Origin of the sequence: Streptomyces sp. NPDC091282 (assembly GCF_044757385.1) — a bacterium.
Classification (GTDB): Bacteria; Actinomycetota; Actinomycetes; order Streptomycetales; family Streptomycetaceae; genus Streptomyces; species Streptomyces gramineus.
Genome location: NZ_JBIVUX010000001.1, coordinates 1,425,036 through 1,447,969 on the forward strand (window position 1 = coordinate 1,425,036; position 22,934 = coordinate 1,447,969).

Sequence of the window (22,934 nt, forward strand, 5' to 3'; positions counted from 1 at the left end):
GGGCCGCCGGGGCGCGGTCGCCGTGTTGACGCACAGTGTCGGGCATGTGCGCGCTCGATAACCGACCGTCAGGGCCCACCACCTCGCTGTTCACGGACCAGCAGCCGCCGCGGCCCGGGCGCCGGGTGCTGCGGCGGCTGCTGGTCGTCGCGCTGGCGGGCTCGGCGGCGGCCGGTGCGGCGCTGATGCTGTGGCCGCACGCGCCGGACCACCGGGGTGCTCCGTCCCCGGCGGCCGGGGCGCAGGCGAGGGCCAGGGCGAAGGCGCAGGCCGCGGCCCAGGCGGCGGCGCAGACGGCCGTCCTCGACGGCCTGCCGGCCGCGGGGCCCGACCTCGCCTCGCTGATCGGCGCGCGCGAGAGCCTGGTGCGGGCGCGGCCGAAGGACGGGCGGGCCTGGGCGGTGCTGGGGGCCGCGTACGTGGAGCGGGCGCGCAGGACGGCGGACACCGCCGACTATCCGCGGGCCGAGCACGCCCTGCAGACCTCCTTGCAGGTGGCGGCCCAGGGCAACACCGACGCGCTGGCCGGCCTCGCGGCGCTGGCGAACGCCCGCCGGGACTTCCCGGCGGCCAGGCGGTTCGGCGAGGAGGCGCTGAAGGCGGCGCCGAAGCGGTGGTCGACGTATCCCGCGCTGATCGACGCCTACGACGGGCTCGGCGACTACAAGGCGGCCCGCTCGGCGCTCGACAGGCTGACGGCGCTGAAGCCCGGGGCGGCCGCGAAACCGGCGGTGATGGCGCGGGCCGCCGCGGTGTACCGGGACCGGGGCTGGCGGGAGGACGCGGCCGCCCAGATCACCGACGCGGCGGCGGCCGCCCAGGCCCCCGCCGAACAGGCCGCGTACCTGACCCAGGCCGGGGACCTGGCCTTCGAGCGCGGGGACCGCGACGACGCGCTGCGGCACTTCACGGCGGCGGTGCGCCTGGACCCCGGCCAGGCGCAGGCGCGGGCCGGCCAGGGCCGGGCGCTGGCCGCGCTGGGCCGCACGCAGGAGGCGCTGACCGCGTACCAGGGAGCCCTCGCGCACCGGCAGGCTCCGGACGTCACGCTGGAGCTGGCCGAGCTGTACGAGTCGCTGGGGATGGGGCAGCAGGCGGAGGCGCGGTACGCGCTGCTGCAGACGCAGGTGCGGCACGAGACGGACGCCGGGGTCGACGACGAACTGCTGCTCGGGCGGTACGAGGCGGACCACGGGGACGTCGAGGAGGCGGTGCAGCGGCTGTCGGCGGAGTGGGAGCGGCAGCCCGGCATCGAGGTCGCCGACGCGCTCGGGTGGGCGCTGCACCGGGCCGGTGACGACAAGGAGGCGCTGGTCTATGCCTCGATCGCGACGGACTCGACCAAGGGCGGCGGGGTCCGCAGCGCGTCCTACGCCTTCCACCGGGGCATGATCGAACGCGATCTGGAGCTGGACGCCTCGTCCCGCCGTCATCTCCAGGACGCGCTGCGCATCAACCCGTACTTCTCGCCGCTGCAGGCCCCGGTGGCCCGCGCGACCCTGGCCACCCTGGGCGACCAGCCGCCCAACGAGGACCTGCCCCGCTGAGCGGCCGGTGACGGTCCCGGCCGGGGCCGTCGAGCGGTCAGAGGTTGCCGCGGCGTTCCTGCTCGCGCTCGATCGCCTCGAAGAGGGCCTTGAAGTTGCCCTTGCCGAAGCCCATGGAGCCGTGCCGCTCGATGATCTCGAAGAAGACGGTCGGGCGGTCCTGGATCGGCTTGGTGAAGATCTGCAGCAGGTAGCCGTCCTCGTCACGGTCGGCCAGGATCCGCAGCTCGCGCAGGGTGTCCAGGGGCACGCGGGTGTCGCCGACCCATTCGCCGAGGGTGTCGTAGTAGGAGTCGGGGGTGCCGAGGAACTCGACGCCGGCCGCGCTCATGGTCCGTACGGTCTCGACGATGTCGTTGGTGTTGAGCGCGATGTGCTGGACGCCCGCCCCGCCGTAGAACTCCAGGTACTCGTCGATCTGGGACTTCTTCTTGGCGACGGCGGGCTCGTTGATCGGGAACTTGACCTTCAGGGTGCCGTCGGCGACGACCTTGGACATCAGCGCGCTGTACTCGGTGGCGATGTCGTCGCCCACGAACTCCTTCATGTTCGTGAAGCCCATGACCTTGTTGTAGAAGCCGACCCACTCGTTCATGCGGCCGAGTTCGACGTTGCCGACGCAGTGGTCGACGGCCTGGAAGGTGCGGCGGGCGGGCGGCTCGACGATCGGGGACGCGGCGACGTATCCCGGCAGGTACGGGCCGTCGTAGCCGGTCCGCTCGACGAGCGTGTGGCGGGTCTCGCCGTAGGTGGCGATCGCGGCGAGGACGACGGTGCCGTGCTCGTCCTTGACCTCGTAGGGCTCGGCCAGCGACCGGGCGCCGTGCTCGACGGCGTAGGCGTGCGCGGCCCGCGCGTCCGGGACCTCGATGGCCAGGTCGACGACGCCGTCGCCGTGCTCGGCGACGTGCCGGGACAGGAAGGTGCCCCACTCGGTCTCCGGCCGGACGACGGAGGTGAGGACGAACCGCGCCGAGCCGTTCTCCAGGACGTAGCTCGCGGTCTCCCGGCTGCCGTTCTCCGGTCCGGAGTAGGCGACCAGCCGCATGCCGAAGGCGCTGGAGTAGTAGTGCGCCGCCTGCTTGGCGTTGCCGACGGCGAAGACGACCGCGTCCATTCCCTTGACCGGGAAGGGGTCGTCCTGCCGGGTGGTCGCGTCGGGAGTGTGCTCTGTGGTCTGCGTCATGGTCGAAGGGTGACCCTGGCACACAAGGTGCGCAATAGTTCTCGTTTCGAGTGGGCAACATGTTCAGCGGTACGGCCGTATCGGCGGACTTTCTGTACAGGATGACCAACCATCCGGAGGCGGGTATGGCGATCGATCGTCTGGACGGGCGGATCCTGGTGCTGCTGGCCAGGGAACCGCGGATCGGCGTGCTGGAGATGTCCCGCCGGCTCGGGGTGGCGCGCGGGACCGTGCAGGCGCGGCTGGACCGGCTTCAGTCGAATGGAGTGATCCAGGGATTCGGTCCGCAGGTGGATCCGGCGGCCCTCGGCTACCCGGTCACCGCGTTCGCCACGCTGCAGATCCGGCAGGGCCAAGGGCCCGACGTGCGGGCGCACTTGACGACCGTGCCGGAGGTGCTGGAACTGCTCACCACCACCGGCACCGGGGACATGCTGTGCCGGCTGGTGGCCCGCTCCAACGCCGATCTCCAGCGGGTGATCGACCGGGTCGTCGGTTTTGATGGCATTGTCCGGGCCTCCACGGCGATCGTCATGGAGAACCCCGTTCCGCTGCGGATCATCCCGCTGGTGGAGCAGGCCGCGGCGGACAGCGAAGGGACGACCTGACCCGTCCACAGTCGGGGGTGAGCGCGCGTGAGCTTCTGGGAGTACCTCGGCAACCGGCACCAGACCCTGCTCGCGGACGCCTACCAGCACGCCAGCGCCGTCTTCCAGTGCATGGTCGCCGCGACCCTCATCGGCGTGCTGATCGGGGTGGTCACCTACCGCAGCGAGTGGGCCGGCAACCTCGCCACCACCGCGACCGCGACCATCCTCACCGTGCCGTCCCTCGCCATGATCGGCCTGCTGATCCCGGTGGTGGGCCTCGGCGTCCCGCCGACGGTGATCTCCCTGACGCTGTACGGGCTGCTGCCGGTGGTGCGGAACTCCATCGTGGGCCTGCGCGGGGTCGACCCGATGCTGGTGGACGCGGCCCGGGGCATCGGCATGTCGCGGGCCGCCCGGCTGCTGCGGGTGGAACTGCCGCTGGCCTGGCCGCCGATCCTGACCGGCATCCGGGTCTCCACGCAGATGCTGATGGGCATCGCCGCGATCGCCGCGTACGCCTCGGGTCCCGGCCTCGGCAACGAGATCTTCCGCGGACTGGCCTCCCTGGGCAGCAAGAACGCGCTGAACCAGGTGCTCGCGGGCACCGTCGGGATCATCATCCTCGCGCTGCTGTTCGACGCGGCGTACGTCCTGCTCGGACGGCTGACCATTCCGAGGGGGATCCGTGGCTGAGTCCCATGGCGCCTCGATCGAGCTGGAGCACCTGACCAAGCGCTATCCGGGCAGCGCCCAGCCGGCCGTGGACAGCGTGAACATGGAGATCGGGGCGGGCGAGACGGTGATCTTCGTCGGCCCGTCCGGCTGCGGCAAGTCGACCACGCTGAAGATGATCAACCGGCTGATCGAGCCGACCGGCGGCCGGATCCGGATCGGCGGCGAGGACGTCACCGACATCGACGCGGTGAAGCTGCGCCGCAAGGTCGGGTACGCCATCCAGTCCGCCGGTCTCTTCCCGCACATGACGGTCGCGCAGAACATCGCCCTGGTCCCGAAGATGCTCGGCTGGCCGAAGGCCCGGATCCGCGCCCGCGTCGAGGAACTGCTCGACCTGGTGGGCCTGGACCCCGGCGAGTTCCACGGCCGCTATCCGCGCGCGCTCTCCGGCGGCCAGCAGCAGCGGGTGGGCGTGGCGCGGGCCCTGGCCGCCGATCCGCCGGTCCTGCTGATGGACGAGCCGTTCGGCGCCGTCGACCCGATCACCCGCGACCATCTCCAGGACGAGCTGATCCGGCTCCAGCGCGAGCTGCACAAGACCATCGTCTTCGTCACCCACGACTTCGACGAGGCGATCAAGCTGGGCGACCGGATCGCGGTCCTGCGCGAACGCTCGCACATCGCCCAGTTCGACACCCCGGAGGCGATCCTCACCAACCCGGCCGACGACTTCGTCTCCGGTTTCGTCGGCGCGGGCGCGGCCCTGAAGCGGCTGAACCTCACCCGGGTCCGGGACGTGGAGATGGGCGACTATCCGACGGTCACCCTGGACACCCCGCTCCAGGAGATCTTCAACCGGCTCCGGGGCAGCGGCACCAACGAGATCCTGCTGCTCGACAAGCGTGGCCGTCCCTACAAGTGGCTGCGGCGCGGCGACCTGATGCGGGCCAGGGGCTCGCTGGCCCGCGCCGGGACGCTGGTGCACGACACGGTGACCCGGGACGCGACCCTGCGGGACGCCCTGGAGGCGGTGCTGACGGACAACGCGGGCCGCGTCGCGGTGACCGGGCGGCGCGGCGAGTTCATCGGGGTCGTGGACATGGAGACCCTGATGAACTCGGTGCACGAACTGCTGGAGGCCGACCGCCTCGAAGCGATGGAGCACCAGCACGAACTCCAGGAGGCCAGGGCCGACCGGACCCATGCCGAGCAGGAGGGCGAGGAAGGGGAGCAGAAGGCGTGAGCGCGTCTCCCGACGCCCGGCCCGAGGGCGGGCACGAGGCCGAGGACCTCGCCTTCCGCGACGAGGCCGAGGCGGAGCGGGAGGCCCCGCCACCGCCGCAGGGCCCGCCGGGGAGGCGGATCACGTGGCGGAAGCTGACGTTCCTGCCCGCGTTCCTGGCGGCGCTGCTGCTGGCCACCTGGCTGTGGTTCCGGCAGGCCCGTCTGGACACGATCTCCGCGAACGCCCTCGCGCACGGCCAGGTCTCCACGTGCCTGTGGCAGCACGTGCAACTGACGGTGATCTCGACGTTCTTCGTGCTGGTCATCGCGATCCCGCTGGGCGTCCTGCTGACCCGCAGGGCCTTCCGCAGGGCTACGCCGGTGGCGATGGCCGTCGCCAACACGGGCCAGGCGACCCCGGCGATCGGCCTGCTGGCGCTGCTGGTCATCTGGCTGGGCGTCGGCGAGAGGGCGGCCCTGATCGGCATCATCGTGTACGCGATCCTGCCGGTCCTCTCCAACACCATCGCGGGCCTGAAGGCGAACGACCCGACGCTCCTGGAGGCGGCACGCGGTATCGGCATGTCCCCGCTGGGCGTGCTGCGCAAGGTGGAACTGCCGCTGGCGGTGCCGCTGATCCTCGCGGGCGTCCGTACGGCCCTGGTCCTCAACGTGGGTACGGCGACGCTGGCCACCTTCGGCGGGGGCGGCGGACTGGGCGTCCTGATCACCACCGGCATCACCAACCAGCGCATGCCGGTCCTGGTCCTCGGCTCGGTCCTCACGGTGGCGCTCGCGCTGCTGGTGGACTGGCTGGCCTCGCTGGCGGAGGTCCTGCTGCGGCCGCGGGGCCTGGAGGCGGGCCGGTGAGCGGGCTCCGGGCGCCCACGGCGCTGCCGCTGGCCCTGCTGCTGGCCCTGCTGCCGGCCGCCGGCTGCGGTCTGACCAGCGGCTCGCCCATGGTCGACGACGTGTCGCCGGGCTCGATCGGGGCGGGCCGGCCGCTCAAGGGCGCCCATCTCACCGTCACCTCCAAGGAGTTCACGGAGCAGCTGATCCTCGGCGCCGTCATGGGCATCGCCTTCGAGGCGGCGGGCGCCCAGGTCCTCGACCGGACCGGGATCCAGGGCTCGGTCGGCGCCCGCGAGGCGGTCAAGTCCGGCCAGGCCGACGGGATGTACGAGTACACGGGCACGGCGTGGATCACCTACCTGGGCCACGGCCACCCCATCACCGACCCGCAGCAGCAGTGGCAGGCGGTGCACGACGCGGATCTCGGCAACGGCCTGACCTGGCTGCCGCCCTCCCGGCTCGACAACACCTACGCGCTGGCCATGAACCATGCCAACGCCCGGAAGTACGGCACGAGGACGCTGTCGGACGTGGCGGCGCTGTCGAGGTCGGACCCCGGGGCGGTGACCCTGTGCGTGGAGGGCGAGTTCGCCAACCGGGCCGACGGCCTGCCCGGCATGGAGAAGGCGTACGGCATGAGCGTGCCGGCGAAGAACATCACGCAGATGGACACCGGGATCATCTACACCCAGGTGCGAAAGGGCAGTTGCACCTACGGCGAGGTCTTCACCACCGACGGCCGCATCAGGTCCATGAACCTGGTGCTGATGCGGGACGACCGGAAGTTCTTCCCCAACTACAACGCGGCACCGGTGATCAACACCAAGGCCCTGGAGAAGTGGCCGGCGATCGCGGCGGTCCTGGACCCGGTGACGGCGAAGCTGGACAACACGGTGGCCCAGACGCTGAACGCGAAGGTGGACGTGGCCGGGGAGGACCCGCACCAGGTGGCGCTGGACTGGATGAAGGCGGAGGGGTTCGTCAAGTAGCGCACACCGGAGCGGAGTTACCTCGAACTCTATGCAAAGAAGGCGTTGCAAAAGGTCCTTTGCACGGCTACCTTCGTACGCATGACGGAGCACCAGGACCGCACACCGCGCCGGCTCGACGCACGTTCACTGCGCGGGCTCGCCCACCCGCTGCGGATGCAGCTGCTGGACACCCTGCGCTACCGCGGCCCCGCCACCGCGTCCCAACTGGCCGCCCGGCTGGGCGAGTCCAGCGGCTCGACCAGCTATCACCTGCGCCAGCTGGCCGAACACGGCTTCGTCGAGGACGACCCGGAGCGCGGCAAGGGCCGGGAGCGGTGGTGGCGGGCGGTGGACCAGGGCCTCACCTTCGACAGCGCCGACTTCGAGGACGCGGGCCCGGAGGTCCGCGGACTGACGGAGGTGTTCCTCCAGGAGGGCGCCGCACGGCACGCCCGTGAGCTGTCGGCCTGGCTCGGCACCCGCGAGAGGTGGCCCCAGGCCTGGTCCCACTCCACCGACATGAGCGACATGACCCTGCGGCTCACCCCGGAACTCGCCGTCGAGCTGATCGGCAAACTGCACGCCCTGGTCGACGGCTACCGCGCCCTGGCCCCCGCCGAGGACGACCCGCACGCCGAGCAGGTACGCGTCCACACGCACCTCTTCCCCATCGAGACGGACTGAGAGGCACCGCATGCACACCCAGACCCAGCTCGCCCGGCACCGGATGACGGAACTGCACCGCCAGGCGCGGGCCCACCGCCTGGCGGCCGAGGCCCGGCCGCCACGGCAGGAACTGCGCACCCGCCTGGGCTGGACCCTGGTGGAAGTGGGCCTGCGCCTGGCGGCGCCGGCACCGGCGACTCCCTGACCGGCACGGCAGGACCGCGCGACCGGCCCCGCCCGCCGCGCCCCGGACTCAGCAGCCGGGGACCTTCGTCCCCTTCTCCAGCTTGACCAGGTCGGACACGGCACCCCTGAGTGTCGTCACCGGCACCAGCCGCAGCCCCGCGGGCAGCTCGGACTTCGCGTCGGCGCACTCGTCCTTCGGCACCAGGAAGACGGTCGCCCCGTCCCGCCGCGCGGCCTGCGTCTTCAGCGCGACCCCGCCCACGGCGCCCACCGTGCCGTCGGCGCTGATCGTTCCCGTACCGGCGATGTTCCTCCCTCCGGTCAGGTCACCGCCGCTCCCGTTCCCGTCCAGCTTGTCGATGATCCCGAGCGAGAACAGCAGCCCGGCGCTCGGTCCTCCGACGTCCGCCAGCTTCAGGGTCACCTTGACCTTGTCGGCACTGAGGTTCAGGTACCGCAGCGCGGCCTGCGCCGCCGCGTCCTGCGACTGCTCCATCTGCTCGGTGTTGTGCCGCTCGATCTCCTTGACGTCGCCGCCGCCCGGATACACCGAGTCGCGCGGCATCACCGCGCGGTCCGTGCGGAACCAGTTGCCGACGACGTCGCCCAGCGACACCCGGGCGTCCGGTCCGGTCGCCTCGATCGTCGTCATCCGCAGCTGCCCGCCGGTCGGCCGGACGGGCGCCCCGGCGATGGTGATCACCGGGGTGCCCTGGTTCTCGCCGAGCACGTTCGCCGTCATCCCGGGCTGGGCCACCGAGAACGGCAGCGGCGCGAGGACGGCCGTGGCGATCAGGGCCGCGACGGGAATCGCGCAGACGGCGACGGCCTGGAGACGTGTGAGACGTGAGAGCACGGAGTCAATCTAACGCGGCGGCCACGCCGGGCCATCGCCCCGGCCCCTCAGCGCAACGCCTCCGCGACCTCCCGCGCCGCGTCCATGACCCGCGCCCCGACCCGCTCGGGCACGGCGTCGGCCAGCATCACGACCCCGACGCTCCCCTCGACCCCGGTGACACCGAGCAGCGGCGCGGCCGCACCGCTCGCCCCCGCCTCCAGTTCACCGTGGGTCAGCGTGTACCCGGGGTCGTCCTTAGGCGAATGCCGCGCGGACAGGATCGCCTTCCCGGCGGCCCCCCGGTCCAGCGGATGCCGGAAACCGGCCCGGTAGGCCACGTGGTAGTCGGTCCAGGTCGGCTCGACCACCGCGACGGCGAGCGCCTCGGTCCCGTCGACCAGCGTCAGGTGCGCCGTCGCCCCTATGTCCTCGGCCAGCGACCGCAGGGCCGGCAGGGCGGCCTCCCGGACGAGCGGGTGCACCTGCCGTCCCAGGCGCAGCACGCCGAGGCCGACCCGGGCTCGCCCGCCCAGGTCACGCCGTACCAGCGCATGCTGCTCGAGCGTGGCGAGCAACCGGTACACCACGGTCCGGTTCACGCCCAGTTTGGTGGAAAGCTCGGTGACGGTCAGCCCGTGGTCCGTGTCGGCGAGCAGCTTCAGGACCCTGAGGCCCCGGTCGAGCGTCTGAGAGGTCTCCGCGGTCACGACGCCCACTCCTTAAGTGGTGAGGCCGGCAGCCTCCGACGCGGCGGATGCGTCGCCGAGTCCCGTCAGCGACGCGCTTCAGAGGCCGCCGATCGGCAGAAGGGCCCGGTGGCTCCGGGCCCAGTCGCTTCACGGCTGCGCTCCGCGGCGGCGCTGCCACGGGGCGTGTGCGTAGGCGGACAGTAGCGAAGAGGGTTCGCTGAGCGGAAGCCTCCGTCCAGAATCCGGTCACGCTCCGGTACGGACTGCTTCGCTATGTGCTGGTATGTACGCCGTACGCCCCGAAGTCACCACAGGGCGCCGCGGGTCACCGCATGCGGGTGGCCCACTCCTGCACCTTGGCGATCCGCTGCCGCAGCTGCCCCGCCGTGGCCTCCGCGCTCGGCGGCCCGCCGCACACCCGGCGCAGCTCGGTGTGGATCACGCCGTGCGGCTTGCCGCTCTGGTGCACATACGCGCTGACCATCGTGTTCAGCTGCTTGCGCAGCTCCATCATCTCCTTGTGGGAGACGACCGGCCGCCGTTCCGCGGGCAGCTCCAGCAGGTCGGCCTCGTCGTCCGGCTTCTTGCGGCTGTGCGCGATCTGCCGGGCCTGCCGCTTCTGCAGCAGCAGCTGCACCTGATCCGGTTCGAGGAGCCCCGGGATGCCGAGGTAGTCCTGCTCCTCCTCGCTGCCCGGGTGCGCCTGCATGCCGAACTCGGCGCCGTCGTACAGCACCCGGTCGAAGACGGCCTCGGACTCCAGCGCCTCGAAGGCGAACTGCTCCTGCTCGCCGGTGTCCTCGTCCTGCTCCTTGTTCGCCTCCTCCATCTCCTTCTCGGACTCGGCGTACGGGTCCTCCTCGCCGTCCTTCTTCGGCTTGTCGAGGGCGTGGTCGCGCTCGACCTCCATCTCGTTGGCGAAGGTCAGCAGGTCGGGGACGGTCGGCAGGAACACGGACGCGGTCTCGCCGCGCCGCCGGGACCGCACGAAACGGCCGACGGCCTGGGCGAAGAAGAGCGGGGTCGAGATGGTGGTGGCGTAGACGCCGACCGCCAGCCGGGGCACGTCGACGCCCTCGGACACCATCCGCACCGCGACCATCCACCGGTCGTCGCTCGCGCTGAAGGTGTCGATCCGCTTGGACGCGCCGGTGTCGTCGGAGAGGACGAGGGTGGCCTTGGTGCCGGTGATCTCGCGGATGAGCTTGGCGTAGGCGCGGGCGGATTCCTGGTCCGAGGCGATGACCAGGGCACCGGCGTCCGGGATCCCCTTGCGCACCTCCGTCAGCCGCTGGTCCGCGGCCCGCAGCACCGCCGGCATCCACTCGCCGCGCGGATCGAGCGCCGTGCGCCACGCCTGGCTGACGGCGTCCTTCGTCATCGGCTCGCCGAGCCGGGCGGCGATCTCGTCGCCGGCCTTGGTCCGCCAGCGCATGCTGCCGCTGTAGGAGAGGAAGATGACCGGCCGCACGACATGGTCGGCGAGCGCGTTGCCGTACCCGTAGGTGTAGTCGGCGGCGGACCGCCGGATCCCGTCCTGCCCCTCCTCGTACGTCACGAAGGGGATGGGGTTGGTGTCGGACCGGAACGGCGTACCGGTCAGCGCCAGCCGGCGGGTGGCCGGCTCGAACGCCTCCAGGCAGGCCTCGCCCCAGGACTTGGAGTCACCGGCGTGATGGATCTCGTCGAGGATGACGAGCGTCTTGCGCTGCTCGGAGCGGTTGCGGTGCAGCATCGGCCGCACCCCGACACCGGCGTAGGTGACGGCGACCCCGTCGTACTCCCGGCTCAGCGGCCCCGCGCTGTACTCCGGGTCGAGCTTGATCCCTATCCGCGCCGCGGCCTCCGCCCACTGCTTCTTCAGGTGCTCGGTGGGGGCGACGACGGTGATCTGCTGCACGACGTGGTGGTGCAGCAGCCAGGACGCCAGGGTCAGCGCGAAGGTCGTCTTGCCGGCGCCGGGCGTCGCCACGGCGAGGAAGTCGCGCGGCTGCTCCTGGACGTACCTCTCCATGGCCCCCTGCTGCCAGGCCCGCAGCTTGCTGGCGGTGCCCCAGGGCGCCCGGCCCGGGAAGGCCGGCGAAAGGTGGTGGGAGGACGAGGCGGCAGAAGCGGTGGAGGTAGTCACGGTCTCCGTAGTAAGGGGTCGAGCGGCTACGTATGCGTATGACAACCGGGCCACCCTACCGGCGTCCTGTCACGGGCGACGCGCAGACAAGCCCGCCCGCGCCCCGGGTGGGACCCACGTCACAGATCACGAAGCCGGGTCGTCACCCACACCCCGACGAGCGCCACGGCGGCCATCGGCAGGAACACGAAGGCGAAGGCGGCCGGGTGGGCACCGGAGCCGGCCGTACCCGTCGTGCTGCCGCCGCCCAGCGCGGCGAAGGCGGCACCGGCCGCGGCGAGCAGGACGACGTTCGAGAGGCCGTCGGAGATCTGCAGGGCGGCCGAGTTGGACCCGGCCTCGTGCGGGGCGGAGAGCCGGAGCATCAGCACGCTCGACGAGGCGATCACCAGGCCCATCCCGAAACAGCCGAAGGCCCAGGCGACGGCCACGGTCCACACCGGCACGCCGTGCACGAGCACGCTGGGCGCGGTCGCGATCGCCGCGGCGACCAGCACCATCCCGAGGCCCATCAGCCGCTCCCGGTACGGCGCCACGCGCGGCCGCGCCTGCACCCACGAGCCCAGCGCCCAGGTCACCCCGCCGGCCGCCAGCGAGAACCCGGCGAGGGTGGGCGACAGACCGCGCTGGGTCACCAGCATCAGCGGCACGAAGGACTCGGCGGAGATGAACGCGCCGGCCGCGACCCCGCGCAGCAGCACCACCGACGGCAGCCCGCGGACCGCGCGGTAGGTCCCGCGCGGCAGCAGCCCGAGGACGGCCGGGACCAGCAGCGCGGCCCCGACGGCCGCCGGCAGCAGGGAGACCCAGCGCAGGTCCTGGGCCGCGTACTGGAGCAGGCCCGCGCCGGCGGAGATCGCGAACGCGAGCCGGATCCGCCGCCGCTCGAAGGGCTCCCGCGGCTCGTCGGCGACCGGTCCGCCGGCCAGGCGCCGTATCTGCGGAAGGGCCAGTGCCACCGGGAACACCACGAGCACCGGGATCCCGACGAACACCCAGCGCCATCCGAGGTGCTCGGTCACCGCTCCGGCGGCCAGCGGTCCGACGATGGACGGCACCACCCAGCCGGCGGCGAAGGCGGCCATGATCGCGGGCCGCAGCCGCTCCGGGTAGGCCCGCCCGACCACCACGTACAGCGCGACGATGACCAGCCCGCCGCCCAGCCCCTGCACGGCCCGCCCCAGGATGAACACCCACATGGCCTGCGCGGTCCCGGCGACGACGAGCCCCGCGGCGAAGGCCCCGATCCCGGTCGTCAGCGCGCCGAGCGGTCCGCGCCGGTCCGACCACTGCCCGGCCAGCACCATCCCGAAGAGGCTGGTCGTGAAGTACCCGGAGAAGGCGAACGCGTACAGCGACACCCCGTCCAGCTCCCGGGCCGCCACCGGCATCGCCGTCCCGACGGCCGTCGCCTCGAACGCGATCAGCAGCACGACGGACACGATCCCGACGCTCAGCGCCCGGTACGACCGCCCGAGCACTCCCTGGTCATCGACGCTGTCGGCGGTCTCATCTGCGACGACGGCGTCGCTGGGATCAAGGGCGGTCATACCGACCACGGTAAGCCCCGTTCCGGCCCTTGACCCCTGTCCCGAGCCCCACCCGGCCTCGGACCTTGGTCGTAGACCCCACGCCCCATTCATGAACGCCACATGGCAGTCCCGTTGCAGCCCCCCGGTCCCCCTTGAGCCGACCGCGGGACCCGGCCTACCTTCAGATCACCGACACGGCCGTGTGCCCGAGTGGTTCAGGGGCTCGCTTGCGCTGTATCCATCAGCGAGCTCCGCTCGCGGGGAGTCACGCGGGTCCGAATCCCACCACGGCCGTAGAGGAAGAAGCAGTTCCCGGCCGTGTGCCCGAGTGGTTTAGGGGCTCGCCTGCAAAGCGAGTTACGTGGGTTCGAATCCCGCCATGGCCTCTGGTTGCGTGACCAGGCAAGCGGAAAGGGCGGCATCCCTGCGAGGGTGCCGCCCTTTCGCGCGCTCGCCGCCGGGCGGCGGAGGGGCCCCGTGAGGGCCTGCCCGGCGATCTCCCGGCGCCCCGTCCCCCGTGCGAGCTACGTGCGGGTGTCCACCCTGTGGTGACGATTCCCGCGTGGTGGATCCGTAGCGTTCGGGCCAGTTCCGCGGCGGTCGGTTCGCGGGGTCCGGGGAGGAGTCGTCATGCGGGTGGTCTGGCAGTTGGTGGCGGTGGGCGCGGTCGCCTTCGTGGGCGGGCAGGCGGTCGCCGCGGTGCAGGAGAACTGGTTCCTCACGCTGGTGCTGGGACTGCTGACGTCCGCCGCCGCGGTGGCCGTCTACGGGTGGGTGGTGCGGCGGACCGAGCACCGGCCGAGCACCGAGGTGGGGCGGGACGGCGCCCGGGCCGCGTTCGGGCGCGGTGCGCTGATCGGTGTGGCGACGTTCGCGTGCGTGATCGCGAACATCGCCCTCCTCGGCGACTACACGGTGCACGGCGCGGGTTCGGTGACGGGCGCGGTGGGCCTGGTGGGCTTCATGGCCGCCGCGGCCGCGACCGAGGAACTCCTCTTCCGCGGGGTCCTGTTCCGGATCGTCGAGGAGCGCACCGGGACCTGGATCGCGCTCACGTCGACCGGCGTGCTGTTCGGGATGATGCATCTGCTCAACAAGGACGCGACCCTGTGGGGCGCCCTCGCCATCGCCGTCGAGGCCGGCGGCATGCTCGGCGCCGCGTACGCCGCCACCCGCACCCTGTGGCTGCCGATCGGCCTGCACTTCGGCTGGAACTGGGCCGAGTCGGCGGTCTTCGGCACGGAGGTCTCCGGCAGCGGCGCGCAGCGGGGCCTGCTGGACGCCTCCACCTCCGGCTCGCAGCTGGTCACCGGCGGCGAGTTCGGTCCTGAGGCGAGCCTCTACTCGGTCCTGCTCGGCATCCTGGTGACGTTCGCGTTCCTGCGGCTGGCCCGGCGCCGGGGACACCTCGTGCCGCGCCGGGGCCGGGACACGGCGGCCGGCTCCGTCGCTACACTGCCCCGGTGATCAGTCCTCGGCGGCTGTCCGGCCGGTGGCAACGGCTCGACGTGACGGTCCGGGATCTGCCGCTCGGGCTGCTGATCCTGGCCGGTTCCTTCCTGCCGGCGCTGCACGGCAACGGAACCCGGGTCGGTGACCTGCCCACCCGCCCCTTCGACGCGCTGACCGCGCTGGCGCTCGGCCTGGAGTGCCTGCCGCTGGCCCTGCGCCGGCGCGGGCCGGCCGTCTGTCTCGCCCTGGTGTCGCTCGGCTTCGCCGTCGACCAGGTCCGCGCCTACCACTCGGTCGCGGGCGTCGCGCTGCCCCTCGCCCTGCTGAGCGCCGGTGCCCATCTGGACCGGCACCGGCGGGCCGCCGCGCTCCTGTTCTCCGCGGCCTACGTGCCGTTGGCGGTCGTACTGCACCGGCTGGGATCCGGCGGCGAGACGGCGAGCGAGTTCGTGACGTTCTACCTGGCGCTGGTGCTGGCCTGGGGCACCGGGGCGTGGCTGCGGGCCGGCCGGGGCGCGGAGGCCGAGCACCGGCGGCGGGTCGCCGAGGACACCCGGATCGCCGAACGCACCCGGATCGCCAGGGAGTTGCACGACGTGGTGACCCACCACGTGACGGCGATGGTCGTGCAGGCCGAGGCGGCCCGGTATCTGACCGCCGCGCCGGACCGGCTCGACCGGACCCTGACGGCCGTCACCGACACCGGTCGGCTGGCCATCGCGGACCTCCGCCATCTGCTCGACCTGCTCAACCCCGACCACGGCACCGGCACCGGTGGCGGTGACAGGGCGCCGTCCGCCGGGCGGCTGCGCACGCTGGTGGAGCGGACGCGGCGGGCCGGGCAGCCGGTGGAGTTCACCGAGGAGGGCACGCCGGCGCCGTCGTCGGGCAGCGCCGACCTGGTGGCCTACCGGGTTGTGCAGGAGGCCCTGACGAACGCCCTCAAGTACGCCCACGGCAGCCGCACTTCGGTTCGGGTGCGGCACGGCGCGAAGGAGATCACCGTGGAGGTCGGCACGGACGGGTCCGGCTCGGCAGCCGGGTCGCCCGGCGGCAGCGGACGGGGCCTGGCCGGTCTCCGGGAACGCGTGGACGTGCTGGGCGGCGAGTTCAGCGCGGAGCACGCTCCCGGCGGCGGCTTCGTCGTACGGGCCCGGATACCCGCCGGGAACCCGTCGTGACCGCCGCGGACGGGCCGGCGCCGATCCGGGTCCTGGTCTGCGACGACCAGGTGCTGATCCGCACCGGCCTGGCGACGATCATCGACGCGCAGCCCGACCTGGCGGTGGCCGGTGAGTGCGGGGACGGCCGGACGGCGGTCGACCTGGCCGGCCGGCTGCGCCCGGACGTGGTCGTCATGGACGTCCGGATGCCGGTGCTCGACGGCATCGAGGCCACCCGGCTGCTGGCCGGCGCCGGGGTGCCGCATCCCGTGAAGGTGCTCGTGGTGACCACGTTCAACCTGGACGAGTACGTGTACGAGGCGCTGCGCGCGGGCGCGAGCGGCTTCCTGCTCAAGGACGCCCCGCCGGACCGGCTGCTGCACGGCATCCGGACCGTGGCCACCGGCGCGGCCCTGCTGGACCCCGACGTGACCCGCCGGCTGGTGGGCCGCTACGCCGCCCGGATCCGGCCCGCCGACGGCGGCACCCCCGACGGCATCCCGCTGACGCCGCGCGAACTGGAGGTCCTGCGGCTGATCGCGGACGGCCTCTCCAACGGCGAGATCGCCGCGGCCCTGGTGATCAGCCCGGAGACCGTGAAGACCTTCGTCTCGCGCATCCTCGCCAAACTCGACCTGCGCGACCGGGTCCAGGCGGTCGTCTACGCCTACCGGCAAGGCCTGGTGGTCTGACGCGGCCGTCCGCTCAGAGCACCCCGCCCGCCTCGTCCTGGAACAGCTCCGTCCAGTAGTGCCAGTCGGCGTCCATGGTGGTGGGCGTCGGGTCGATCGCCGCGAGCGTGTGGAGCATGGTCGCGGCGAGCTGGTCGTAGGCCTCCGTGGTGAGTTCGTGGCCCAGGTGCTCGTCGATGGTGCGCTCGTGGTGCAGGAGCCAGAGGGTGAAGGCGAGCGTGGAGATGTCGGTGTTGAGCGGGTAGAGGGTGGCCTCGGGCTCGGAGAAGTTGAGGATCGCGCCCGTGGTGCCGTCCACGACCAGGCTGTTCTCCTCGACCAGGTAGCCCAGGCGTATGAGCCGGTCGGCGTGGGCCGGCAGGGCGTCCGGCGGGAAGTCGCCGGTGTGCAGGTCCGTGTAGTACTCCCGCAGGGTGGGCAGCGGGGCGTCCGGGTCGAGCTGGAAGAGGACCGCGTCCTCCGGGAGGCCGGTCTCGCGCAGGAAGCGGCGGGTCGGCTCGTGGGTGAGCGTGGGCGGGAAGTCGACCTCCTCGAAGCGGGCCACCCGGCCCTGCCCGAACTCCTGGTCCAGCAGCCGGGCCGGCAGGTCGACGGCGAGCCCGGAGTCCGTGCCGGGGCCCGCGACGAGGCTGAGGGGACGGATCAGCGCGGTCGCCTTCCAGTACGACGGCACCCGGCCGGCCGTGCCCTCCTCGAAGAGTTCCAGCAGCTTGCGGGAGGCCTCGGTGGCCGCCTTGGTCCCGTGCGTGCCGGCGAGGGAGGCGAAACGGCCGCGCAGGCCGGTCAGTTCCTCGGTGACCGAGGCGAAGCGCAGCAGCGTCTCCAGCGAGGGCGCCAGCGGGCGCGGGTCGGCCGGGTCGACCAGGTAGGCGGTGCTGATCTCGCCGGTGCCGCCGTCGAGGAGGATCGACTCGGTGTCCAGGCCGGCCGGGGACAGCAGCTCGCCGATCACCAGCCGGTCCCGGAGTTCCTCCGCGAGCCGGGACGGACCGGCCGCGGCGTCGGTGACGTCGGCGAGTCTGCGCAGGCCTGCGGTGCGCAGCGGTGCGAACGTCAACAGGCCGCCGGTGTCGGGGAGTCCGGGGCCGGAGAGCCACATGCGGGTGGGTTCGTGCGTGATGTAACGGTCCAGTTCTGCCTCGGTCAGCGTGATCGCCGCCGCACCGCTGCCGGTCGTGCTGGTCGTGCTCATCGCTGCCCCCGCGATCAAAGAGTTCAGACATGCAAGTGGGTCGGAGTGGTGTGCCGTAGGCCGTCCTGAGCAGGGCATGGCGTGCCGTCCGGGCTTCCCCTGCGAAACGGCCGTCCCCACTGCCAGAACACTACGCCGCACCACTGACAACGCCCCGTGGAGAACAGACGCGGGGCGGCCCTCGAACGTTCCGTCCCGGAGCACGTCACCGCCACCGCCCGTCCCGCGGCCGTGGACGGGGCCCCGGGAGCGGGCGGAACCGGTAGCGGGGACGGCGGAGTCAGCGGTGGGCGGCGGGGGCCGGCCGGCTCACTGGCCGGTGACCACCGCCGCCTGCGGGCGGATCGGGAGGCGGTTGACCGGGCGGCCGGTGGCCGCGCGGACGGCGGAGGCGATGGCCGCCGGGGACGTCACGACCGGGACCGCGCTGACCGACTTGGCGCCGAAGGGGGCGACCACGTCCCGTTCCTCGACGAGCTTGACGATCCGGATGTCCGGCGCGTCCAACGCGGTCGGGAGGGCGTAGCCGGTGAGGTCGGGGTGGCGGATCAGCCCGCGCGGGGTGCGCAGGTTCTCGGTGAGCGCGATGCCGACGCCCTGGGTGACACCGGCCTCGATCCGCGCGTTGAGCTGCGCCGGGTTGAGGACCCGGCCCACGTCCTGGGCGACGGCCAGCTCCACGACCCGCACCGACCCCAGTTCGATGTCGACGTCGACGACCGCGCGGATCGCGCAGAAGGCGAGGCCCACGAAGGCGTCGCCCTGGCCTTCCGCGTTCAGCGGCTCGGTCGGGTGCGGACGGCACTGCGCCGTGGCCCACAGCTCCTTGCCGTCCATCGCCTCGGTGACGGTGGTCGACAGGACGCCGTCGTACGACGTGATCTTGCCGTCGGTGATCTGGAGCAGTTCGGTGGACATGCCGAACTTGTGGGCGAGGGGCTGCAGGAGCTGGGTGCGGACCATCTTGGCGGCGCGTTCGACGGCGCCGCCGGAGACCCAGGTGTGGCGGCCGCGGCAGCCGGCGCCGGCCGGCGGCTGGTCGGTGTCGACCGGGGCCACGTGGACCTCGTCGATGCCGAGGGTCTCCTGGACGATCTGGCGGGCCAGGGTGGTGAAGCCCTGCCCGGTCTCCACGGCCGCGCAGAGCACGGTCGCGATGCCGTCGTGGACCTTGACGGTGGCCGTCGAGACCTCGTCGGCGCCCTCGATGCCGAGCATGTGGACCATGCCGAGTCCGTAGCCGACGCCCCGGCGCACCGCGCCCGGCTCGCCCGCGCCCTCGGGGCCGCCGGGCAGCAGCCACTCGTCCTCGGGTGTGTCCTTGGGCAGCGCGGGCAGCGGGAAGTCCCGTACCGCCTGGAGCAGTTCGGCGACGGGGGCCGGGCAGGTCACCGTCTGGCCGATGGGCAGCACGTCGCCGGTGGCGAGCGCGTTGCGCAGGCGGATCTCGGCCGGGTCGAGGCCGAGCTTCTTCGCCAGCTTGTCCATCTGCGCCTCGTAGGCGGCGCACACCTGCATGGCGCCCTCGCCGCGGACGTGGCCGGAGGGCGGGTTGTTGGTGCGCACGGCCCAGCCCTCGATGAAGGCGTTCGGGACGACGTAGGGGCCGCAGGCGAAGGAGACCGCGGCGGCCAGGGACTCGGCGGAGGTGTCGGCGTAGGCGCCCGCGTCGAGCAGGATCTGTGCCTCGACCTTGACCAGCTTGCCCTCGGCGTCGGCGTGGTGCCGGTAGCGGAGCAGGGTGGGGTGGCGGTGGGCGTGGCCGAGGAAGGACTCCTCGCGCGTGGCGGTGAGTTTGACCGGGCAGCCGGTCTTCAGGGCGAGGAGGCCGAGCGGCAGCTGGAAGCCCTGGTCCTCGCGGTCGGCGGTGGCGCCCGGCACGCCGGTGACGACGATCTTCACCTGTTCCAGCGACAGGCCGAAGCAGGCGGCGGCCGTGTTGCGGTCGGTGTGCGGGTCGGTGGAGGCCAGGTACAGCTCGACCCCGCCGTCGGGGCGGGGCACGGCGAGTCCGGCCTCGGCGCCGATCGGGGCGGGGTCGGCGCGGCCGATGCGGTACTGGCCCTCGACGACGATCTCGCCGGCCGCGTCCGGGTCGCCGTGGTGCAGCGGGATGTGCCGGATCAGGTTGCCGTCGGGGTGCAGCGGTTCGGCCTCGAAGGCCTGCTCGGGGTCGATGACCGGGTCGAGCACCTCGTACTCGACGATGACCGCGGCGGCGGCCATCCGGGCGGTGTCGGGGTGGTCGGCGGCGACGGCGGCGATGGGCTCGCCGTGGTGGCGTACGACCTCGGCGGCGAACACCGGGCGGTCCGCGGTGCCGCGGCCGTGCAGCGGGGTGCCGGGCACGTCCTCGTGGGTGACGACGGCCCGTACGCCGGGCATCTCGCGCGCGTGGGTGGTGTCGATCGACACGATGCGCGCGTGCGGGTGCGGGGAGCGCAGGACGGCCGCCCACAGCAGACCCTCGGCCCACAGGTCGGCCGCGTACGGGAAGGTGCCCTCGGTCTTGGCGCGCGCGTCGGCGGGCGGCAGCGACACGCCGAGGCCGTGCGGGGGCGGCTCGGGGGCGGGGTCGGCGCTGTCCGCGGCGGTGGTCGTGGTGACGGTCTCGTTGGTCACGCCTGGCCTCCGTCCGACCCGTAGGGCTGGTCGCCGTAGCTCTGACTCTGGTCGCCGAAGGTCTGGTCGCCGCCGAACGTCCGGTCGCCGCCGAACGTCTGGTCGTACGACTGCTCGTGCCGGGCGTCGTAGGACGACTGCTCGCGCTGGGCGGGCGTCGCGAAGGTGCCCGGGGAGTCGAAGGCCGACGCGTTGACGCCGCCGGCGCCCGGTCCCGCCTGGTGCGGGATGCGGGCCTCGTCGCCGTCGGTCTCGGCGTCGGCGGCGGCGTGCGCCTCGCGTTCGGCGACGACCTCCTGGACGGCGTCCAGCACGCCCCGGTAGCCCGAGCAGCGGCAGAGGTTGCCGCACAGGGCCTGCCGGGTCTCCATCTCGGTCGGGGCCGGGTTGCCTTCCAGCAGGTCGTGGACGGTCATCGCCATGCCCGGGACGCAGAAGCCGCACTGGACTGCGCCGCGCAGCGCCAGCGCGCGCTGGACGTCGGAGGGCCGGCCGTCCTGGGCGAGGCCCTCGACCGTGCGGACCTCGCTGCCGGCCGCGGTGACCGCGGGCACCAGGCAGGAGGCGACGAGGCGGCCGTCGACCTGGACGTTGCAGGCGCCGCATTCGCCCTGGGAGCAGCCGTCCTTGGCGCCGGCGAGGCCGAGGCGTTCGCGCAGCACGTACAGGAGCGACTCGCCGATCCAGGCGTCGGTGACGGGGCGGTCGGTGCTGTTGACGCGCAGGACGTAGGAGGCGAGGGGGTGGTCGTCGATCGCCTCGGGCTCGGCCTCGGCGGGTTCCGCTGCGGCCTCGGCGGGCTCGGGAGCCTCGCCGTCCGGCGCGGGCGGGGGCGTGTCGCCGTCGGCGGCCGGCGGGCCGAGGTGCCGGGCGGGCGTGGCGTGGGGGTCGTCCGGCTCGCCGGTCGTGTCACGGGCGGGCGGCTCGCCGAGCGCGTGGAACTCGCCCGTGTCGCCTTGTTCGTCGCGTTCGTTCGCCACGGCCGCGTCGGGCGCAGGCGCCTCGCTGGCGGCCTCGGGCGGGGCGTCCGGGGTCCGAGTGTCCCCGTGGTCCACCGGGGCGCCTGAGGGGCCTCCAGGGGCCTCCGCGGGGTGTTCCCAGGCCTGGAGCTCGGATGCCCACGGCGCGGCCGCGCCGCCGGGCAGGGTCGCCGGGGGTGTGCCGCCCCACTGCTCCATGAGCGCGGATGTGGTGAACTCGCCCGATTCGTCCGGAACATCACCGCTCGCGACCGGGATCGACCACTGCCCGGTCACGTCGTGGCCGGGCGCGGGCGGCGGCTCCTCGTAGGTCCACTGCTGGGTCGCGGCGGGCTGGTAGGTGAACCGGTCGTCGACGGGCCGTTCCTGGGGGACCGCGTTCGGGTCCGGCCACTGCGCGCCGTCGCCCTGCGCGCCCCAGGTCTCGGTGCCGGGCGCCACCGTTATCTGCGGCGGCACGTAGCCGTGACCGGGGGCGGCCAGGGGGCTGTCGCCGGACAGCAGGGCCTCGATGCCGCCCTCGGGGAGCTTCACGAAGGCGGTCGCGCCGTCGTCGTAGTCGCCCTGGGGCAACGGATCCCAGCGGCCGCCGCCCGAGGGCGCGCCCTCTTCGTGCTGCTCGTCGGTCATGACAGCGCCCTCCCCAGTGCTCGTCGGGCCAGCGCGGCGACGGTGCGCCGCAGGTGCAGTACGGCAGGCGGAAGCGGCGGCACCGAGCCGTCCGGTTCGGGCGCCGGGTCGGGGATGCAGGCGGCGGCGACGTACTCGCCGAAGGCGTGCAGCGCCTCCGGGACGAGCGCGCGGTCGTTGTCCCAGTCGATCAGCCGGGCCACCCACTGCTCGGCCTCCAGCGGCCGCAGCGGCATCGGCGCTATGGCCCCGACGGCGCATCTGACCCCGCGCCGCGCGGGGTCCAGGACGAGCGCCACGGAGGCCACCGAGCGGCCGGGTCCGGTGCGTCCGGTGGCCTTCAGGAAGACTTGCGGGGCGTGCAGCAGCGGCACCCGGACGAAGGCGATCAGCTCGCCCGCGCGCAGCATCTCGACGCCGGCCAGCAGGTGCGAGACCGGGATCTCCCGGCGGGACCCGCCCGGTCCGGCGATGATCAGCGTCGCCTCCAGGGCGGCGAGCACCGGCAGCGCGTCGCCGGTGGGCGCGGCCGTGGCGATGTTGCCGCCCAGGGTGCCCGCGTTGCGGATGTGCGGCGGACCCGCGGACCGCGCCGCGGCGGCGAGCGCCGGGATCAGGGCCGCGAAGTCGGGCCGGCCCATGCGCGCGTGCGTGAGTCCGGCGCCGAGCAGCGCGTTGCCGTCCTGGTACTGCCAGCCGCGGATCTCGCTGATCCGGCCGAGACCGACCAGGGCGGCGGGCCGCAGCTGGCCGGAGTTCACGGCGGCCATCAGATCGGTGCCGCCCGCCACGGGGACGGCGGCCGGCATCGCGGTGAGGGCCGCCACGGCCTCGTTCAGTGTCGTGGGCAGCGTGACGGACTGCCCCGCCTGCGGTGCGTGCGTGGTCAAAACCGGCTGCCCCTTCCCGCTGCCCCCACCTGGTCCCACCTGTGTGGCCGTACGGTACGTGCTCACAGGGCGGACGTGGCAACTCTGGCACATCTTCGCAAGCCTCGAACGCACGGGTCCGCTAGGAGGCATTCGCCCACCTCACCGGCGGCTTGGCCCGATTTCGTACGCCATCGCCGGTGGATGCCGATTGACACTCTTCGGTGACCCTTGAGGTCTTTTTCCATTA

The 22,934-nt window shown here is 73.0% G+C and carries 20 protein-coding genes and 2 tRNA genes; 13 read left to right on the plus strand and 9 right to left on the minus strand.

Features of this window, described 5'->3' with window-relative positions:
• The first annotated feature begins 44 nt into the window (after positions 1-44).
• Positions 45-1,547, plus strand: coding sequence for a tetratricopeptide repeat protein (locus ACIQOE_RS06555; protein WP_401409958.1), 1,503 nt, complete (start codon positions 45-47; stop codon positions 1,545-1,547).
• Between the two features lie 37 nt (positions 1,548-1,584).
• Here the strand turns inward: ACIQOE_RS06555 and hppD are convergent, their stop codons facing one another.
• Positions 1,585-2,733 carry a 4-hydroxyphenylpyruvate dioxygenase gene (gene hppD / locus ACIQOE_RS06560; protein WP_351322944.1) on the minus strand — a complete coding sequence of 383 codons (1,149 nt, stop codon included), beginning with the start codon at positions 2,731-2,733 and terminating at the stop codon, positions 1,585-1,587.
• A gap of 125 nt (positions 2,734-2,858) precedes the next feature.
• Here hppD and ACIQOE_RS06565 point away from each other — a divergent pair, with 125 nt between their 5' ends.
• The 7 genes from ACIQOE_RS06565 (at position 2,859) to ACIQOE_RS06595 (ending at position 7,916) form a co-directional block, all read left to right on the plus strand.
• Complete coding sequence (locus ACIQOE_RS06565; RefSeq protein ID WP_351322943.1) at positions 2,859-3,341, plus strand: Lrp/AsnC family transcriptional regulator; 483 nt, start codon at positions 2,859-2,861, stop codon at positions 3,339-3,341.
• Positions 3,342-3,368: 27 nt separating this feature from the next.
• The gene (locus ACIQOE_RS06570; protein ID WP_351322942.1) at positions 3,369-4,016 is read left to right on the plus strand and encodes an ABC transporter permease; all 648 of its coding nucleotides are present in this window, start codon (positions 3,369-3,371) and stop codon (positions 4,014-4,016) included.
• The gene (locus tag ACIQOE_RS06575) at positions 4,009-5,241 is read left to right on the plus strand and encodes a betaine/proline/choline family ABC transporter ATP-binding protein (RefSeq protein ID WP_351322941.1); all 1,233 of its coding nucleotides are present in this window, start codon (positions 4,009-4,011) and stop codon (positions 5,239-5,241) included. Before ACIQOE_RS06570 ends, ACIQOE_RS06575 begins: the two co-directional genes overlap by 8 nt.
• Positions 5,238-6,092 carry an ABC transporter permease gene (locus ACIQOE_RS06580; protein ID WP_401409961.1) on the plus strand — a complete coding sequence of 285 codons (855 nt, stop codon included), beginning with the start codon at positions 5,238-5,240 and terminating at the stop codon, positions 6,090-6,092. Before ACIQOE_RS06575 ends, ACIQOE_RS06580 begins: the two co-directional genes overlap by 4 nt.
• 89 nt (positions 6,093-6,181) lie before the next feature.
• Positions 6,182-7,063, plus strand: a complete 882-nt coding sequence (locus tag ACIQOE_RS06585; protein WP_401410127.1) for a glycine betaine ABC transporter substrate-binding protein — start codon at positions 6,182-6,184, stop codon at positions 7,061-7,063.
• 81 nt (positions 7,064-7,144) lie between these two features.
• Positions 7,145-7,729, plus strand: coding sequence for a helix-turn-helix domain-containing protein (locus ACIQOE_RS06590; protein ID WP_351322939.1), 585 nt, complete (start codon positions 7,145-7,147; stop codon positions 7,727-7,729).
• A 10-nt stretch (positions 7,730-7,739) separates the two neighbouring features.
• Complete coding sequence (locus ACIQOE_RS06595; RefSeq protein WP_351322938.1) at positions 7,740-7,916, plus strand: hypothetical protein; 177 nt, start codon at positions 7,740-7,742, stop codon at positions 7,914-7,916.
• Between the two features lie 48 nt (positions 7,917-7,964).
• Here the strand turns inward: ACIQOE_RS06595 and ACIQOE_RS06600 are convergent, their stop codons facing one another.
• From ACIQOE_RS06600 to ACIQOE_RS06615, 4 genes are all read right to left on the minus strand, one after another.
• Positions 7,965-8,753: a S16 family serine protease gene (locus tag ACIQOE_RS06600; protein WP_401409963.1), complete on the minus strand. Its 789-nt coding sequence runs from the start codon at positions 8,751-8,753 to the stop codon at positions 7,965-7,967.
• A gap of 47 nt (positions 8,754-8,800) precedes the next feature.
• Entirely contained in the window at positions 8,801-9,442 is a 642-nt protein-coding gene (locus ACIQOE_RS06605) for a helix-turn-helix domain-containing protein (RefSeq protein ID WP_365561059.1), read from the minus strand.
• A 307-nt stretch (positions 9,443-9,749) separates the two neighbouring features.
• Positions 9,750-11,552, minus strand: a complete 1,803-nt coding sequence (locus tag ACIQOE_RS06610) for a DEAD/DEAH box helicase (RefSeq protein ID WP_365561056.1) — start codon at positions 11,550-11,552, stop codon at positions 9,750-9,752.
• A 119-nt stretch (positions 11,553-11,671) separates the two neighbouring features.
• Positions 11,672-13,102 (minus strand): MFS transporter, encoded by a 1,431-nt coding sequence (locus tag ACIQOE_RS06615; protein ID WP_365561053.1) that lies wholly within the window; start codon positions 13,100-13,102, stop codon positions 11,672-11,674.
• Positions 13,103-13,280: 178 nt separating this feature from the next.
• Between ACIQOE_RS06615 and ACIQOE_RS06620 the strand changes: the two genes are divergently transcribed.
• From ACIQOE_RS06620 to ACIQOE_RS06640, 5 genes are all read left to right on the plus strand, one after another.
• Positions 13,281-13,378: transfer RNA gene (locus ACIQOE_RS06620), tRNA-OTHER, on the plus strand.
• A gap of 20 nt (positions 13,379-13,398) precedes the next feature.
• Positions 13,399-13,470 (plus strand) — tRNA-Cys (locus ACIQOE_RS06625).
• A 244-nt stretch (positions 13,471-13,714) separates the two neighbouring features.
• A complete protein-coding gene (locus ACIQOE_RS06630; protein WP_401409966.1) occupies positions 13,715-14,551 on the plus strand; it encodes a lysostaphin resistance A-like protein in 837 nt (278 codons plus the stop codon).
• Positions 14,548-15,717 carry a sensor histidine kinase gene (locus ACIQOE_RS06635; protein WP_401409968.1) on the plus strand — a complete coding sequence of 390 codons (1,170 nt, stop codon included), beginning with the start codon at positions 14,548-14,550 and terminating at the stop codon, positions 15,715-15,717. Before ACIQOE_RS06630 ends, ACIQOE_RS06635 begins: the two co-directional genes overlap by 4 nt.
• Positions 15,714-16,391 carry a response regulator gene (locus tag ACIQOE_RS06640; protein ID WP_399007996.1) on the plus strand — a complete coding sequence of 226 codons (678 nt, stop codon included), beginning with the start codon at positions 15,714-15,716 and terminating at the stop codon, positions 16,389-16,391. Before ACIQOE_RS06635 ends, ACIQOE_RS06640 begins: the two co-directional genes overlap by 4 nt.
• A gap of 13 nt (positions 16,392-16,404) precedes the next feature.
• Here the strand turns inward: ACIQOE_RS06640 and ACIQOE_RS06645 are convergent, their stop codons facing one another.
• The 4 genes from ACIQOE_RS06645 to ACIQOE_RS06660 all read right to left on the minus strand — a co-directional run bounded on the left by ACIQOE_RS06645 (position 16,405) and on the right by ACIQOE_RS06660 (position 22,705).
• Entirely contained in the window at positions 16,405-17,583 is a 1,179-nt protein-coding gene (locus tag ACIQOE_RS06645) for an SUKH-4 family immunity protein (RefSeq protein ID WP_401409970.1), read from the minus strand.
• Between the two features lie 309 nt (positions 17,584-17,892).
• Positions 17,893-20,205 carry a molybdopterin cofactor-binding domain-containing protein gene (locus ACIQOE_RS06650; RefSeq protein ID WP_351322927.1) on the minus strand — a complete coding sequence of 771 codons (2,313 nt, stop codon included), beginning with the start codon at positions 20,203-20,205 and terminating at the stop codon, positions 17,893-17,895.
• Entirely contained in the window at positions 20,202-21,815 is a 1,614-nt protein-coding gene (locus tag ACIQOE_RS06655) for a 2Fe-2S iron-sulfur cluster-binding protein (RefSeq protein WP_401409972.1), read from the minus strand. Before ACIQOE_RS06655 ends, ACIQOE_RS06650 begins: the two co-directional genes overlap by 4 nt.
• Positions 21,812-22,705, minus strand: a complete 894-nt coding sequence (locus tag ACIQOE_RS06660; RefSeq protein WP_351322925.1) for an FAD binding domain-containing protein — start codon at positions 22,703-22,705, stop codon at positions 21,812-21,814. The genes ACIQOE_RS06655 and ACIQOE_RS06660 overlap by 4 nt, the downstream gene beginning before the upstream one ends.
• Positions 22,706-22,934 lie beyond the last annotated feature (229 nt).